The sequence below is a fragment of the Salipiger thiooxidans genome (assembly GCF_900102075.1).
In the GTDB taxonomy this organism is placed as follows: domain Bacteria; phylum Pseudomonadota; class Alphaproteobacteria; order Rhodobacterales; family Rhodobacteraceae; genus Salipiger; species Salipiger thiooxidans.
Genome location: NZ_FNAV01000019.1, coordinates 1 through 14,801, shown reverse-complemented (window position 1 = coordinate 14,801; position 14,801 = coordinate 1). Strand labels below are relative to the sequence as shown.

Below are 14,801 nucleotides of genomic sequence, written 5' to 3'. Positions count from 1 at the left end.
CTCATGCGACGCGGATCACGCCCATCATCCCGGCCGCCTGGTGCTCGAGGATGTGGCAATGGAACATCCAGTCTCCGGGATTGTCGGCGACCAGGGCGATTTCGAGCTGCTCGCGCGGCGCGATCAGCTCGGTGTCCTGCCATTCACGGAATTCGGTCGGCACGCCATCGCGGCTGATGACGCGGAAGGAGTGGCCGTGCAGGTGGATCGGATGGTCGAACGCCGTGGCGTTCGTCATCTGGAGGACATGGCTCGCGTCGCGCTCCAATGTCAGGAAGGGATCGAGCATGTGCCCTTCGGCCGCGACGCCATTGACGAACCACATGCCGCCACCCACAACGCCACCCATCATGCTCCCGGACTGGCTCAGGCCCATCTGGCGCTCGACCATTGCTCCCATCATGCCCCCGGTGAACAGGATTTCGTGACGACGGGCTGCGTTCAGATCAGGTTCGATCAGCGGATTGGCTGGAAGGGCAATCTCCCAATCAGGCGGCGTGGCACGCAGGGGCGTATCGTCAAAGACGACATCCAGCAGGTTGAATTCATTGTCACGATAGGCGCGGTCGATAATTTGAACGATGGTTCCGGGGTCGGCAGGGCAATCGAGCATGATGTCCGCACGCATCGCCGGGCCCAGAACCACGACACCGTCAGGCGCGGCGTGCGGAGTGATCGGCTGGCCGTCGAGCGCAATGATGCGCGCGGAAAGGTCGCCGAAGTCGAGCGCGAAGATGCGGGCGTTGGCGGCATTGATCAGCCGCAACCGGATACGTTCGCCTTGCCGCACCACGAAGACATCGGGAACACGCCCATTTATCGTGACAGTATTGCCCAGACGGCCCGCATGGCTCATGTCCATGGCTGCGCCGAAGTCATCCGCAATCGCCGCGTCCTGCGTCAGCCGCCAGTCGTCAAGCAGCCAGGTGACATCGCGGTCGACCCGCGGCGGGTTGGATTCGTCGATGATGAGCGGTCCGGCCAGCCCACGTCCGACCTGCTCGAAACTGCGCTGGTGGGGGTGATACCAGAAGGTCCCGGCATCGATCGCGTCGAACTCGTAGGTGAAGGTTTCTCCGGGTGCGACCGGCTCCTGCGTCAGGTGTGGAACCCCGTTGTCGCGTTGCCCTTTAATCTGAGACGCGACGCGTTTGGCGACAATTTTTGCCCTTAATTGTGAGATACGGCTGTCATGGGGCCCCTGTTTCTCGCGCACCTTTGCGCGATGTGATTAACCGCGGCAAGCAATCGAGGCTCCTTCTCGAAGGCGCGCAAGAGAGCAACCCTTGCATAGTCGTCGATGCTTTTGCTGACGATGGCTGCCTTAGGGTCAGGACCCATTGATTTCCGTGTAGGGTCGTGATTCACGGTTCGAAAAACGAGCGGTGAACATGTCTGATCTTTTCTGGTTGAGCGATGCGCAGATGGCGCGTCTTGAGCCCTTCTTCCCGAAATCCCACGGCAAACCCCGCGTCGATGACCGGCGTGTGCTGAGTGGAATTATCTTCATCAATCGCAATGGCTTACGGTGGCGCGATGCGCCTGCAGCTTATGGCCCGCACAAGACGCTGTACAATCGCTGGAAGCGGTGGAGCGATATGGGCGTCTTCGCCCGGATGATGGCGGGACTTGCCGCTGAGCACGGCGAACAGAAGACCGTCATGATCGACGCGACCTATCTCAAGGCCCACCGAACAGCGACCAGCATGGGCGTGAAAAAGGGGGGCGTGGACGCCTGATCGGACGCACCAAGGGTGGCATGAACACGAAACTGCACGCCATCTGCGACAGCCAGGGACGCCCGCTGAACCTGTTCGTGACCGCAGGACAGGTCAGCGATTACATCGGTGCCCGTGCATTGGTGAGCAGTTTGCCCAAGGTGGACTGGTTGCTTGGAGATCGTGGCTATGACGCCGATTGGTTTCGAGAAGCGTTGAAAGACAAAGGGATACGCGCATGTATCCCGGGCCGAAAACAGCGGAAGAAAACCGTCAAATACGACAAGCGCAGATACAAACGGCGCAATCGGATCGAGATCATGTTCGGCAGGCTCAAGGATTGGCGGCGTGTGGCAACCCGCTACGACCGCTGCCCGAAGGTCTTCTTGTCGGCAATCGCTCTCGCGGCAATCGTCATGTACTGGCTATGAGTCCTGAGCCTAGCCAAGGGATGAGATCGAGCGGCGGCGATTGCGGCGAGGCAGAACAGCCTAACTTCCGATCTGGGGTTCTGGACAGCGAACGACGGATCCCCGCGGAAGGTTTTGAGTGACATGGCAAAGGTGACTGCGCGCATTGCGCGCCGAAGTTGCTTGGGGCCGCGCGAGCGCGCGGCGCACTCAAGCATCTCTGCCCCGCGGCGCGCTCGGTATATCAGTTTTCCAGATATTTGTTCCTCACGGAGTTTGCCAAGGGTCTGCACAAGTCTCGTCCCGCAAACTTGGCAGTCAAATGCCCAGGCCCGCCTCCAATGCCTGAGCGAAAGACCCTCTCTGGCGCATTGCATGCAATGCTGGAATGGCATCTGAGCCGTCAGCGAGGCTTCTCGTGGCGTCATTGCCGGAAAGGTCAAAGACCGAACAACATCTGGGTTAACCCGTGCGGCGTTGGCAATCTTCGCCGCCGCAGCCGCGTCGACGTTGAAGTCCAAGGCGGTGCCATGCGCGGTATCGATTCTGAGATGAGCCAGTAGTTCCGCATCATCACAGTAGTTGGCCGCCGCCAGCCGAGACAACCAACCTGACAACAACTCGTCTGGCAGCGGCGCGACAGTCTTGGGCAGCGGGTGCGGCTTCACACCCGGGACTTCTGGAGCCGCCGATGGGGGTTCGCATGGCGCGACCAAACCGGCGTCCATTTTGCGATTGCGTCATCGGTGATGCATTCCTCGCCTGTGATAATGGCGTCGATGGAAAGATCCTTGACCAGAGCGAAGATGCGCGAGGTCACCCCACCGGTCAGTGCCAAGACCTGCTTGAGAGATTTGACCTTCAGGTTGGACTTCTTTTCCAGTGGCATGGCAGCAATAAGGGTCTGGATCATGTCCGAGAACTCGGCATCGTCGCGCCAGTTTGGCAGATGATGTTCGTCCAGCCGTCGGGCAAGCTGGATATCACCGCGAATAGCATCGACGGCCTCGCTGACCCCAAGGCAGACCAGTGACACCTCGAGTTCATTGCTGAGATACCGCAGGACATTGAGAAATCGGCGCTGTTCGCGGTGGGTCCCGGCCAAGAGATTGTGGACCTCGTCGATCATGATCATCCGCAGGCCAAGGTCGCGTAAGAGCGCGATGACACGGACTTCGAGGGAAGCCACATTTTGAGCGCGGGCGCTAAGAGCCGTCGCCGGGGCGCCGACGGCGGCCAGGATGTGCAGGTAAAACCGCCGTTCATCAGGTGCGGGCGGCGCTTGCAACAGCAGAAGCGGTGTGCGGGTGATGCCCGACGCCGGATCGTATTCTGGTGCGTACTTGCGCGACAGGTTTCGGGCAATCATCGTCTTTCCGATCCCGGAGGCGCCATGCACAAGAAGCCCAGGCATACGGGTTTGTCGTGGCGCTTCGATCATGCCCTGCAAGCGGTCCAACACCTGTTCCGCCCGAGGAAAGCCGATCCAGATATCCGATTGAATGAGGGCGATCCGGCCGTCTTCTTCAGTTGTCCCTGCCCTCAATTCACCATCTCTCCACCTTGAACAATGGGCGCGATGTATCACCCGTATCGATCGGGCGCAGCCCTTCGGTTGTCGAGACGGCCGAGTTCGTGCCCTTCAATGTCCCTTTTCTTTCACGGGTTCTGCGTTCGGCCTTCGTCAGGCCCCGGCTTTCAGCTTCGATCTGGCGTTGCTGTCGGATCAGCTCAGCCAGCACCAGCTCATTAGACCCGGACTTGCCAAGGGCACGGGCCTTCCTCATCGCTTCGCGATATTCCCAGAGCGAGACGGGCGGAATTTCCAGGTTTCTGTACCGCGCCTCAACATACCGGCCATCGTCCAGTTCGACCCAGATCATTGAGATATCGCGAGGATCGTAGCGAACGACCACCTTTCCATCCCCGCGCCCAATGTGGCCTGCAAGGGCATCGGACCAGTACCTTATCTGGAACAGATGGATGCCGTCACGCCTGATCTTGCGCAGTTCACTCGGCAGGAAGCTCACCTGAAAGGCTTCCATCTCGAAGGGGATGTCGCCTGTCATTTGCTCTGAGAGCGCCTCCCATTTGGCAACGGGCGTGCAGCCAAGACTTGAATGAATGCTGTTGTTGTAACGGCAGATTTCCAGAGCAAACCAGCGATCGAATTCGCTCAACGTCATCGTGGCCTTGCTTTCGGCGTCATAGTCGCCCTTTGCCGCGATCGAGGATTGCGTTGTTCCCGGCAACAGGTGAACGGCCCCCATCATGGTGCCGATCAACCGTTCGATGTGACCACCGAAGTGAGGACTTGCTGGCGGTCGATAGACCAGATCGATCCCCCAATCCGCACAGGCCGACCGAAAGGCGCGCGACCGGAAATCGCGACCGTTATCGACGTGGATGCTGTGCGGTTTGCCCTGTGCCGGCCAAGGAACATCGCACGCCAATTCCGCCAGAAGTTCCGCCTTGGGGGCTACCGCCTGTGTCAGGCAAAGTGCCACTGACAGTCGCGAAGGCGCCTCGAGAGAGGTGTAATATCCCGTTACCAACCGGGTCGCGACGTCGATTGCCAGCGTGACCCACGGTCGGCCAATTGTTTGGCGCTCAAAACTGTCGACAAGAATGATGTCCGCGGACGTGTGATCAATTTGCACGACCTCAAGTGGCTGGCTGGCCTTGTTCTCGCCTGTGACCGGTGCAAATTTCTGGCGGGCCGCCTTTGCGCCCTCTCGTGCCTTCGCAACTTCGCGGGTATCCATCGCATCCAGACGACGCTGAACCGTCCGCCGTGTCGGCGGTTGCAAGCCCTGCTGCCAGCACGCGCTGCGGATCTCAGTCACGACGCGCGAGAGGCTCGAACGCTCCCGGCGCAAGAAATATCGGCGAAGATGCTCTTCGATCACCGATTCAACTTTGCCGGATATCAAAGTTGTACCGGCCGGACGGCCCCGTTTCCGCGGAGCCAGCGCGCTGGTGCGCCCACCCTCTTCCGCCAGCCGCTTTATCCAACGCCAGACCGTCGCCCTGCTGACACCAAGCTCCCAAACGGCGTCATTGATGCCGCTTTCCAGACTGCCAGCCCCATTAAGATATGCCTGAACAAGCGCACGTAGCACGGCGGCCCTGCGCGACTCTTCAGCACCAACTGCAACTGAGGCTTCGCCATCATCATCCATCGATATTTGCCGCACATGTCTGTGAACCCTGTCTCAGGTTTAAGAGCAAGAATATCGGAATTAAAGGCAAAATCTCATATTTAAGGGCAAAGGACTGCCGTTGATTTCATTGGATTTCTCATCTCACAATTAAGGGCTACGCGACACTCAGAGAAGCCCGCGCCGTTGCGGGCAGTCCCGAGCCCTCGTCCGCGACAAGGGCAACCAGGCGCCGGGCATTTGTCGCCCCCTGAGGCACGACCCGGCCGTACTCGGTGAGGTGTCCGCGGAGCGCGTTGATGGCCTGAGTTCGCTGCCGGACGAGCAATTCTCGGACGCGGAAGACGCTGCTCGCCCCTTGCGTTTCCTCACTCTTCACGGGCACGAAGCGCATATTCGGTCTCTGCGCGGCCTCGCAGATCGCCTTGGCGTCAGCCGCATCATTTTTTTGCCGCTTGATGAAGGGCTTCACATAGGCGGGCGGGATGAGCCTGACGTCGTGACCGAGCCTGGACAGTTCCCGTCCCCAGAAATGCGCGCCGCCACAAGCCTCCATCGCCACCAGGCAGGGCGGCAACTTCTCGAAGAACTCGATCACCTGAGCTCTTCTGAGCTTCTTGCGTAAGACAGCATTGCCTTTGCTGTCAGCGCCGTGGACCTGAAACACATTCTTCGCCAGATCCAGTCCAACCGTGATAATCTCCGACATGACCGCCTCCCAATACGGATTGTTGCGATCCCACTTTGGCACATCGATGCCGCCGGGGGGCGGTTACAGCATCAAGGCCCATTGCAGCTAAGGCCGCGTTCAGCCAATGATCAGACCGGGAAAAGCGGCCACCAGTATCAGAACGCCCAGCATTACGCCGACATAGGGCAGGGCGCCGGCAAAGATCGATTCCAGCGATACGTCCCGGTCCCCCAACGTCGAATGTACCGTGAAGATCGAGATCCCGAAGGGCGGTGTAAGCAACCCGACCTCGACCGCTATCACCGTGATGATGCCGAATTGAACTAGGTCGTAGCCAAGGCTCTGCGCGATGGGGGCGGCGATGGGCACAACGATCAGCAGGATCGAGCTGCTGTCCAGGATCATGCCCAGAAGCAGCACCAGCAGCACGTAAACGACGAGGAACCCCACCGCGCCGAAACCGCTGTCGGTGACAAAAGCGCCGATGGCGGCGGGAATGCCCGCGACGGCCAGCATCTGGCTGTAGAACCCGGCGGCCACCAGCAGCGCGAGAATACCGACCGAAATAGTGCCGGTCTGGCTGAGCACCGCCCACGAGCGGCGCAGGTCGAGACTGCGCCGGAAAAGGGCGATGACGAGCGCGGCAAAAGCACCGACGCCGCCAGCCTCGGTGGGGGTGAAGAAACCGGAATATAGCCCGCCGAGAACAAAGGTGACCAGCACGACGATGGGCACGATCTTGAGCAGCAGTTCCGTCGCCACCATGTCGGGATGGGGCTGCGTGTCCGGCTCGACCCCCTCGTCATTGGCGGCGGCAAAGACGAAACGGGGCGCGAATTTCGCCAGCAGTAGAATCCACAGCACGAAGCCTGCCGCCAGCAATGCGCCGGGGACCAGCCCGGCTATGAACATCCGGCCGATGGATTGTTCGGCCAGCACGCCGTAGATGATCAGCAGCAGGCTTGGCGGGATCAGCATGCCCAGCACCGAACTGCCCGCGACGGTGCCGGCTGAGAACGAGGGCTTGTAGCCGTGGCGCGTCATCTCGGGCACCGCGACCTTGGTGAATACGGCCGCCGAGGCGATGGAAACGCCGGTTACGGCGGCAAAGACGGTGTTTGCCGCCACGGTTGCGATGCCCAGCCCGCCAAGCAGGCGGCGCAGCAGCGCCTCGGCCACATCGAACGTGTCCTTGCCGACACTTGAGATGCTGACCAGGTGCCCCATCAGAACAAACAGCGGGATGGTTGCGAACAGGTAGTTGGCAACGCCGTTATAGGCGGCGATGGACATCAGCCGCATCGACAGGTCGAAGCTGTCGCGAATGATCCAGACCCCGGCAAAGGCCACGACCATCAGCGCCACGGCGATGCGCATTCCCAGAAGCACAAGCGCGACGAGTGCGCCGATGAGGATCAGTCCGATGGTGATGCTGCTCATCTCAGGTATCTCCGACAGCGCGCTGTTTCAAAAGGGTTTCAGCCGCCGAGACGGTGAAGGCGAGACTGGTGGCCGAGGCCCCCAGCACCACCAGTAGATGGAACGGGAAGGTCGGCAGGGTCCAGACGCCGCGGACCCCGAAAAACTCAGAACTGACCCAGGCGTCGTGTGTGTCAGGCCAGGCGGCCAGCGCCACCAGGCCAAAGATGACCGCGCCCGCAAGCGCAAACAGCCCGTCGAGCAGCCGCGCCGCGCCGGGCGACAGGCGCTGAAGCCCGCGCATCAGGAAATCCGACCGGATCAGCATCCCGTTCAGCGCGGCGGGCGGCAGCAGCAGGAAGACGATAGCCACGACCGAGCGGGCTGAGATCTCGGCCACGCCAATGATCGGCGTGGCTAGGAAATTGCGGCCGACCACATCGGCCACGATCAGCATCATGATGGCAAAGACCCACAGCGTGCCCACTGCGGCCATCGCGTTCAAAACCAGTTGGAGCCCGCGCCGGAGCGCGGGCAGACCGGTTGACAGGAAACTGGCGCGTTGCATGGGGGCATCCTCTGATGCGCGCTGGATCAGGGCCATAGTGTCAGAGACCCTTGGTCCAGTCGCGGGCCGGCGTGATGTCACGGGCTGCGAGTTCGGCGAAATATGCCTTGACCACCGCCGCCGCCGCCGCACCGTTGGCATCGAGCCAGGGCCTGGCGACATCGGGCAGCGTGGCGGCCCAGCGTTCACGCTCGGCGGTTGCCATCTCGGTGACCTGAAGCCCGGCGGCCTCCATCTCGGTCATCGCCTCGGTGGTGCGTTTGGTGATGTAGTCGCCGTGCGCGCGCGATGTGATCCGCCCGGCTTCTTTTAGCGCCGTCTGCACCGGCTCGGGCAGGTTGTCGAAGAAGCGTTTGTTTACCGCAATCCCGCCGAAATACATCGAGCCGAAGCCGACCCGTGTCAGATGCGGCGCAACCTCGTAGACGCGTGTCGGCTGGATGCCGCTGGCAAAGGACAGGGTGCCTTCGGAAACGCCGGTCTGGATATCGGTGTAATAGGTGGTCAGCGCGCCGTCGACCGGTGTGCAGCCGGTATCGGCCAGCCAATTGGCCGAGGTGCCCGGCGCGTTCAGGCGGCGGTTGCGAATGTCATTGACCGAAGCGATCGGGAATGTGGCATAGACGTCGTAGCTGTCGGTCACCAGCGAGGAAAGATGCACCATGTTCTGGTCGGTCCATCCGGCGCGCAGCTCGGGCAGCTCGTCGGTCAGCTTGTCGAAGATGTCGATGGTGACGTTGTGGTCGGCGTTGGCGAAGGGCGTGAAATAGGTCACGTTCTGCAGCGGCATGGCCGAGCCTTCCCAGACCGTGCCGACCATGCCCACGTCGACGATGCCGTCGCGCACCGCAGCGCGGGTGTCCTTGAACTTGTAGAGCGTGCCGCCGTAGTTCTCGTTCCAGGTCACCGAATACTCGCCGCCTGCGTCCGCCAGCAGCTTGTCCAGCGCCGGTTGCAGCGCGGTCTGCATGGCATAGACCCAGATGTTGTTGGTCGGGTGGCTCGACCCGATCTGCACCGAGATGTTCTCTGCCGCGATGCTGCGCGTGTTCAGAAAAGGCAGCGCCAAGGCTGCCGAGCTTGTGGCCAGAAAGGCCCTGCGCGTGGTGGTCATTGGTATCCTCCTCCCAGGGATGGTGCTTTGTTCTGCGCGCCTTTTTCGCGGCGGAGCCGCATCCGCTGCGCGCCAGCGGGTCAGGCCGACCGGGCCTCTTCGGGCGGGGTCAGCGCATCGGACAGGTTGGCGAAAAAGGCATCGGTCAGTTTCTGCGCCGTGGCGCCGATCAGACGGTTGCCGAGCGAGGCAAGCTTGCCGCCCACCGCGACATCGGCGTCGTAGCAAAGACGCGTGCCGCCCGCCTCGGGCGTCAGTGTCACCTGCGCGGCGCCCTTGGCAAAGCCCGCGATCCCGCCCGAGCCCTTGCCCGAAAGCGTGCAGGACTGGCCGGGCACGATGTCGCTCAGTTCTACGTCGCCCTTGAAGCGCGCTGATACGGGGCCGATCTTGAGCTTGACCACGGCGGCAAACTCGGTTGCGCTGAGCTGGTCGAGGCTTTCGCAGCCGGGGATCGCCCCGGCCAGCACGTCGCGGTCGAAAAGCGCCGTCCAGACGGTCTGCGGGTCGGCGTTCAGAAACTGCTCTCCGTCGAGCTTCATGGATCGGTCCTTTCCTCTCGGGCCGCGTCAAGCGCATCGAGGATGCGCAGCGGAGTCATGGGGGTCTGGGTGAGCCGCGCGCCAAACGGGCGCAGCGCGTCGTTCACCGCGTTCATCGCTGCGGCACCGGCAGCGGCGGTGCCTGCCTCGCCCACGCCCTTGGCGCCAAGGATCGTGTCGCCGGTGGGTGTCTCGATATGGGCAATCTCGATGTCGGGCATCTCGCAGGCCATGGGCACGAGGTAGTCGGCAAGCGAGCCGTTGGTCAGCTGCCCGTCCGCATCGTATTGGCATTCCTCGAAAAAGGCGGGGCCAAGCCCCTGCACGACGCCGCCGCGGATCTGTTCGTCGACCAGAAGCGGGTTGATAATGCGGCCGCAATCCTCGACCACCCAGTGTTTGAGGATCCGCACGAGGCCCGTTTCGACATCGACTTCGACCAGCGATCCCTGGATGCCATTGGTGAAATCGAACGGATAGCCGGTGGGCGCAAAGTGATGCGCCACGGTCAGCGAATGGTCGATCCCGTCAGGCAGGGTGTCGGGCCGGTAGGTGGCGATGCGGCCGATCTCCTCCAGCGTGATCCGGGCCGCCCCGGTGGCATCGACCACCGCGCCGTTCTCGAGCCGCAGGCTCGCCGGGTCGGCCTGCACCAGCGCTCCCGCCAGCGTCAGGATCCGGTCGCGCAGCCTGCGCCCGGCGCGCAGCGCGGTCTCGCCGCCGATGCCTGCACCCCGGCAGGCCCAGGTGGCGCCGCCGCTGGGCGTGGTCGCGGTGTCGCCGGTTGTCACGCTCACGCGCTCGGGCGTGACGCCCAGCTGATCGGCCACAACCTGCGCGATGATCGTCTCGGTGCCCTGTCCCTGTTCGGTGACCGAAATGGCACAGTGAATGTCGCCCGAGGGCATCATCCTCACAACCGCCCCGTCCTGCGCCGAGATCCTGGCACCGCCAACGCCGTAAAAAGCCGCGCCGGGGTTGGTGATCTCGACAAAGGACGCAATGCCGAAGCCGCGATAGATGCCCTGCTTGCGCAGGCTGGCGTGCTCGGCGCGCAGCGCGTCGGGCTCCATCATCTCGTGCAGCTTGGCAAGGCAAGCCTGATGCGACAGCTTTTCGAACTGGTAACCGGTGGCCGAGACATGCGGATAGGCATCGTCGGCGATCAGGTTGCGGGCGCGAATCTCGAACGGATCAAGCCCCGTGGCCTCGGCCGCGCGTTCGACCAGCGCCTCGGTCACGGCGCAGGCGATGGGGTGGCCCACGGCGCGATACTGGCTTGTCTGGACCTTGTTCTGAAACGCGACCGAAAGCCGCCCGCGGTAGTCGGACATGCGGTAGGGCGCACCCATGAGGCGGATCACCTGGTTGCCCTCGGCGGCGCTGGTGCGCGGATAGGCCGAGATCGCGCCGACCTGGGTCAGATCATTGACCTCCATCGCAAGGATCGTGCCCTCGGCATCCAGCGCCATGCGGCCCTGCACGATGTGGTCGCGGGCGTGAATGTCCGACAGGAAGCTTTCCAGCCGGTCGGCGACGTAGCGCACCGGGCGCCCGAGGATCAGGCTGGCCGCGACGGCGCCCATTTCCTCGTTGTAGACATGCAGCTTCATGCCGAAGGAACCGCCCACATCAGGGGCGATGACGCGCACCTTGCCCTCGGGCAGGCCGAAGTGGCGGGAATAGACGTCCTGGAACTGGTAGGGTGTCTGGGTGCCATGATGCACGGTGAGCGCCCCGCTCGACGCATCGAAATCAGCAATCACCGCGCGCGGTTCAAGCGTCACGGCCGTGTGCCGGCCAAAGGTCATGCTGGCCTCGACCACATGCGCGGCACCGGCAAAGGCCGCGTCCACGTCAGCGGTTTCGAGCACGGCCTCGTAACACAGGTTGTCTCGTGCGGCGGGGTTGGCCAGCGGTGCGCCGGGGCGCAGGGCGGCGGCCCCGTCGGTGACAGGCTCGGCGTCCTCGATGTCGAGCATCACGAGCTCGGCGGCGTCTTCCGCCTCGGCGCGGCTGCGGGCCAGCACCATCGCGACCGGGTGGCCGGTCCACAGCACTTCGTCCTCGGCAAGGATGTTCATCGGCGGGCTCTGCATGCCCGCGAAATGGCCAAGCGTGCCGATCCAGGGCGTGCAGCGGGCGTTCAGTTCGGCGGCGGTAAAGATCCGCACGACGCCGGGGCAGGCGCTGGCCTCCGAGGTGTCGATCTCGAAAATCCGGCCGCGCGCCATGGGGCTGCGGACAAAGACCGCGTGCAGCATGCGGGGCAGGGCAAGGTCGCTGACAAAACGGCCGCGCCCGGCAAGGTGACGGCGGGCATTCTCGCGCCGTGCCGCCTGGCCGATATGCATCGTCATTCCGCTGCCTCCGCCTTTGTCTCGGGCAGGGCGGCGCGGTCACTGGCGGTGGCCGCGATGGCATCGACGATAGCCTCATAGCCGGTGCAGCGGCAGTAGTTGCCGGACAGCGCGTCGCGGATCTCGTCACGGCTGGGATCGGGGTTGGCCGCCAGCAGAGCCTGTGCGCTCATCAGCATGCCGTTGGTGCAATAGCCGCATTGCAGCGCGTTGCGGTCGTGGAACCGCGCCTGCAGATCGGCGGCGGCGCCGGTTTCGGTCAGCCCTTCGATGGTCTCGACAGTGCAGCCCTCGGCCTGCACCGCGAGCACCAGGCAGGCGTGGACGGGCGCGCCGTCCATCAGCACGAGGCATGCGCCGCAGGCGCCCATCTCGCAGCCCAGATGCGTGCCTGTCAGGCCCATGTCCTCGCGCAGGAAATCCGCAAGGCTGGTGCGGGGCGAGACCGCCTCCTGCACCTGTTCACCGTTCACGGTCGTGGTCAGCAGATGTTTCATTTCACCGGCTCCATTCGGCTCAGCACCCGGCCCAGAAGAACGCGCGCAAGTTGCAGCCTCCGCTCTGGCGGAAAGCCGGGATCCTCGGGCGGGTCGAGATTCTGCGCAAGCGCCGCCTGCGCGCGGGCGATGCTTTCGGGCGACAGGGGCGCGCCGTCCAGCGCCTGCTCTGCCGCCTTGGCCCTCACGGGGGTAAAGCCCACCGAAAAGAGTGTGACCGACGCATCGGCGATCACGCCACCCGCAACATCCGCCTGCGCCGCAACGCCGACCATGGCGTAATCGCCCCGGCGCCGGGCAATCTCGTCAAAGCCGAAAAGGCGGCTCTCGGGAGGCAGCGGCACGTGGATCGCGGTCAGCAATTCGCCGGGGGCGAGGGCAGTCTCGTATAGGTCGAGAAAGAAGTCGTCGGCTGCGATAAGGCGGCGGCCTTCGGGGCCCGTCGCCTCGATTTCAGCGCGCAGCGCCAGCACGGCGGCCGGGAATTCCGATGCCGGATCGGCCAGCGCGAGGTTGCCGCCGATGGTGCCGCGATTGCGGATCGCGGGGTGCGCTACATGCGGCGCAGCCTGCGAGAGCAAGGGGGCATGGCGCGCGATCAGCGGGTCTGCCAGCACCTCGGCGTGGCGGGTCATCGCACCGATGCGCAGCGTGCCATCAGCAAGCGAAACCCCGCGCAGCTCGGCGATCTGCGAGATGTCGATCAGCCGCGACGGCGCTTGCAACCGCAGCGCCATAGAGGGCACGACGCTGTGCCCGCCGGACAGGTAGACGGCGTCGCCTCCGGCCTCGGAATGCAGCGCCCACGCTTCTTCCATGCTGCGCGCACGCAGGTATTCGAACGATGGTAATTTCACTTTCCCCCCTTCGGTCCGCAGCTCCTCCAGCTGCAAAAGTGACCGTTTGGTAACTTATCTAAATCATCGCGCCGGGAGTCGGTCAAGATAAAATGACCACTTGGTAACTTTTTTGTTTGCCGCTATCCTCGTGTTGGAAAATGACATGAGACGGGCATGACCTCAGACACCGGGACCAAGGCACCGCGCCGCAAGAACATGCGCGCCGAAGAGCGTGAAAAGCTGATCGTGACCGAGGCGGTGCGCTTTTTTGCCGAATCGGGCTTCGAGGGCCAGACCCGAGAGCTGGCCAAGCGCATGGGCGTGTCCCACGCCGTTATATACAGGCATTTCGAAAGCAAGGACGCGCTGATCGAGCGTGTTTACGACCATGTCTACCTCAAGCGTTGGAACCCTGAGTGGGAAAGCCTGGTGCTTGAGCGGAACCGGACGCTGCGGGAACGGCTGACGCAGTTCTATGTCGAATATGCAGAACGGGTGTTCGACTATGACTGGGTCCGAATCTTTGTGTCATCAGGACTAAAGTCGTACGGGCTGACCGAGCGCTATCTTGACATCGTGCGCAACAAGATTATCGAGCCGGCGGCGATGGAACTGCGCCGGGAGCGGGGCGAAGTGAACCCGAGCGCGCCACCCGGTTCGGACGAACTCGAACTGTTTTGGGGGCTGCACGGCGCGGTGTTTTACATCGCGATTCGAAAATTCGTCTACAACATGCCGATTGAAATCGACGTGGAGGAGGCAGTGCGCGCCACGGTGTCGAATTTCTTCGACGGGGCGCTTGATGGCAGGTCAAAGCGTTAGGTCGGCCATCCGCTACCCGTTGGGTGATTAGCGGTAGAGTGTGCATGCGGCGTCGGCACCCCTACGCCCCGGCAAAGGTCAGCTGCGTCAGGTCACGCTTGTCGCCGCGACGACAAGACCGTGCCAGATCGTGTCATGAAAAGCGCATGTTCCTCCACAGCAGAAATGGCGTTCCGAGCGAATAGAGGATACCGCCGATGACCATCTAACGCGTTAATCATCGGTATAATCCACATTTCGACAGCATTCGGCACATAAACCGAAAATGGCGGTACAATCTGATCGAGAGCGCTGGGCCTTAAAATGCAACTAGATCTCGATCCGCCACATCCTAAAGCGCCCCTGCCCTGTCACTTCGCGGATTAAATCTTTGGCCTCCATCCATGCCAGATTGCGCTGAACGGCGGCGCGACTGGCGCCGGTCACTATCTCAGCCATTGGGGCGGAGAGCAGGGGCCATTCCGCGAATATTTTTCTTAAGGCGACTGGCGTGCGGCCAGACAAATGCGCCATGACGTTTTCTGCCCGACCGGTCCACGCTTCAATTTCGTCAAGTGTTCGCATCGTCGCTAGAATCGCGCTGTTCATCCCATCCAACCAGCGGGCCAAACGTTCAGGTGGCAAGCCCGAGGCCCGTAGCCCCCCTGCCCCGCCCATAGC

At 62.8% G+C, this 14,801-nt stretch carries 13 protein-coding genes and 3 pseudogenes; 3 read left to right on the top strand and 13 right to left on the bottom strand.

Annotation, left to right across the window (positions count from 1 at the left end; genetic code table 11):
• Position 1 precedes the first annotated feature (1 nt).
• Positions 2-1,216: a multicopper oxidase family protein gene (locus tag BLQ77_RS22985; RefSeq protein WP_242661827.1), complete on the bottom strand. Its 1,215-nt coding sequence runs from the start codon at positions 1,214-1,216 to the stop codon at positions 2-4.
• A 175-nt stretch (positions 1,217-1,391) separates the two neighbouring features.
• On the opposite strand from BLQ77_RS22985, the gene BLQ77_RS22980 reads away from it, so the two are divergent.
• A protein-coding gene (locus BLQ77_RS22980; protein WP_089963108.1) for an IS5 family transposase occupies positions 1,392-2,149 on the top strand; the annotation gives its coding sequence in 2 pieces (ribosomal slippage) (positions 1,392-1,713 and positions 1,713-2,149; 759 coding nt in all).
• On the opposite strand, the gene BLQ77_RS22975 is transcribed toward BLQ77_RS22980, so the two are convergent.
• The 11 genes and pseudogenes from BLQ77_RS22975 to BLQ77_RS22925 form a co-directional block, all read right to left on the bottom strand.
• Positions 2,080-2,856, bottom strand: a complete 777-nt coding sequence (locus BLQ77_RS22975; protein ID WP_242661826.1) for a TniQ family protein — start codon at positions 2,854-2,856, stop codon at positions 2,080-2,082. The genes BLQ77_RS22980 and BLQ77_RS22975 overlap by 70 nt on opposite strands.
• Positions 2,793-3,674, bottom strand: coding sequence for a TniB family NTP-binding protein (locus BLQ77_RS22970; RefSeq protein WP_038147410.1), 882 nt, complete (start codon positions 3,672-3,674; stop codon positions 2,793-2,795). Before BLQ77_RS22970 ends, BLQ77_RS22975 begins: the two co-directional genes overlap by 64 nt.
• Position 3,675: 1 nt before the next feature.
• Complete coding sequence (locus tag BLQ77_RS22965; protein ID WP_110476937.1) at positions 3,676-5,310, bottom strand: TnsB C-terminal domain-containing protein; 1,635 nt, start codon at positions 5,308-5,310, stop codon at positions 3,676-3,678.
• A 142-nt stretch (positions 5,311-5,452) separates the two neighbouring features.
• Positions 5,453-5,998: pseudogene (locus tag BLQ77_RS22960) on the bottom strand (IS110 family RNA-guided transposase); the annotation flags it as partial.
• 99 nt (positions 5,999-6,097) lie between these two features.
• Positions 6,098-7,420 (bottom strand): TRAP transporter large permease, encoded by a 1,323-nt coding sequence (locus BLQ77_RS22955; RefSeq protein WP_072704144.1) that lies wholly within the window; start codon positions 7,418-7,420, stop codon positions 6,098-6,100.
• Between the two features lies 1 nt (position 7,421).
• Positions 7,422-7,967 (bottom strand): TRAP transporter small permease subunit, encoded by a 546-nt coding sequence (locus BLQ77_RS22950; RefSeq protein ID WP_165617183.1) that lies wholly within the window; start codon positions 7,965-7,967, stop codon positions 7,422-7,424.
• Positions 7,968-8,007: 40 nt separating this feature from the next.
• Complete coding sequence (locus BLQ77_RS22945; protein WP_072704150.1) at positions 8,008-9,081, bottom strand: C4-dicarboxylate TRAP transporter substrate-binding protein; 1,074 nt, start codon at positions 9,079-9,081, stop codon at positions 8,008-8,010.
• 80 nt (positions 9,082-9,161) lie between these two features.
• The gene (locus tag BLQ77_RS22940) at positions 9,162-9,623 is read right to left on the bottom strand and encodes an SRPBCC family protein (protein WP_089963105.1); all 462 of its coding nucleotides are present in this window, start codon (positions 9,621-9,623) and stop codon (positions 9,162-9,164) included.
• Positions 9,620-11,983, bottom strand: coding sequence for a xanthine dehydrogenase family protein molybdopterin-binding subunit (locus tag BLQ77_RS22935; protein ID WP_089963103.1), 2,364 nt, complete (start codon positions 11,981-11,983; stop codon positions 9,620-9,622). Before BLQ77_RS22935 ends, BLQ77_RS22940 begins: the two co-directional genes overlap by 4 nt.
• Positions 11,980-12,480, bottom strand: a complete 501-nt coding sequence (locus BLQ77_RS22930) for a (2Fe-2S)-binding protein (RefSeq protein WP_072704168.1) — start codon at positions 12,478-12,480, stop codon at positions 11,980-11,982. Before BLQ77_RS22930 ends, BLQ77_RS22935 begins: the two co-directional genes overlap by 4 nt.
• On the bottom strand, positions 12,477-13,337 hold the full coding sequence (locus BLQ77_RS22925; RefSeq protein ID WP_072704201.1) for an FAD binding domain-containing protein: 861 nt from the start codon (positions 13,335-13,337) through the stop codon (positions 12,477-12,479). The genes BLQ77_RS22930 and BLQ77_RS22925 overlap by 4 nt, the downstream gene beginning before the upstream one ends.
• A 156-nt stretch (positions 13,338-13,493) precedes the next feature.
• Between BLQ77_RS22925 and BLQ77_RS22920 the strand changes: the two genes are divergently transcribed.
• A complete protein-coding gene (locus tag BLQ77_RS22920) occupies positions 13,494-14,141 on the top strand; it encodes a TetR/AcrR family transcriptional regulator (protein ID WP_206894423.1) in 648 nt (215 codons plus the stop codon).
• A gap of 212 nt (positions 14,142-14,353) precedes the next feature.
• Positions 14,354-14,431 (top strand): annotated as a pseudogene (locus tag BLQ77_RS29975) (IS6 family transposase); the annotation flags it as partial.
• Positions 14,432-14,450: 19 nt separating this feature from the next.
• Here BLQ77_RS29975 and BLQ77_RS22915 read toward each other — a convergent pair.
• Positions 14,451-14,801 (bottom strand): annotated as a pseudogene (locus tag BLQ77_RS22915) (hypothetical protein); the annotation flags it as partial.

What these genes read in the sequence shown, in the direction of transcription:
- BLQ77_RS22975 (WP_242661826.1), bottom strand. Translation starts at nt 2,856, where the DNA reads ATGGACGCCGGTTTGGTCGCGCCATGCGAACCCCCATCGGCGGCTCCA.
- BLQ77_RS22965 (WP_110476937.1), bottom strand. Translation starts at nt 5,310, where the DNA reads ATGGATGATGATGGCGAAGCCTCAGTTGCAGTTGGTGCTGAAGAGTCG.
- BLQ77_RS22955 (WP_072704144.1), bottom strand. Translation starts at nt 7,420, where the DNA reads ATGAGCAGCATCACCATCGGACTGATCCTCATCGGCGCACTCGTCGCG.
- BLQ77_RS22950 (WP_165617183.1), bottom strand. Translation starts at nt 7,967, where the DNA reads ATGCAACGCGCCAGTTTCCTGTCAACCGGTCTGCCCGCGCTCCGGCGC.
- BLQ77_RS22945 (WP_072704150.1), bottom strand. Translation starts at nt 9,081, where the DNA reads ATGACCACCACGCGCAGGGCCTTTCTGGCCACAAGCTCGGCAGCCTTG.
- BLQ77_RS22940 (WP_089963105.1), bottom strand. Translation starts at nt 9,623, where the DNA reads ATGAAGCTCGACGGAGAGCAGTTTCTGAACGCCGACCCGCAGACCGTC.
- BLQ77_RS22935 (WP_089963103.1), bottom strand. Translation starts at nt 11,983, where the DNA reads ATGACGATGCATATCGGCCAGGCGGCACGGCGCGAGAATGCCCGCCGT.
- BLQ77_RS22930 (WP_072704168.1), bottom strand. Translation starts at nt 12,480, where the DNA reads ATGAAACATCTGCTGACCACGACCGTGAACGGTGAACAGGTGCAGGAG.
- BLQ77_RS22920 (WP_206894423.1), top strand. Translation starts at nt 13,494, where the DNA reads ATGACCTCAGACACCGGGACCAAGGCACCGCGCCGCAAGAACATGCGC.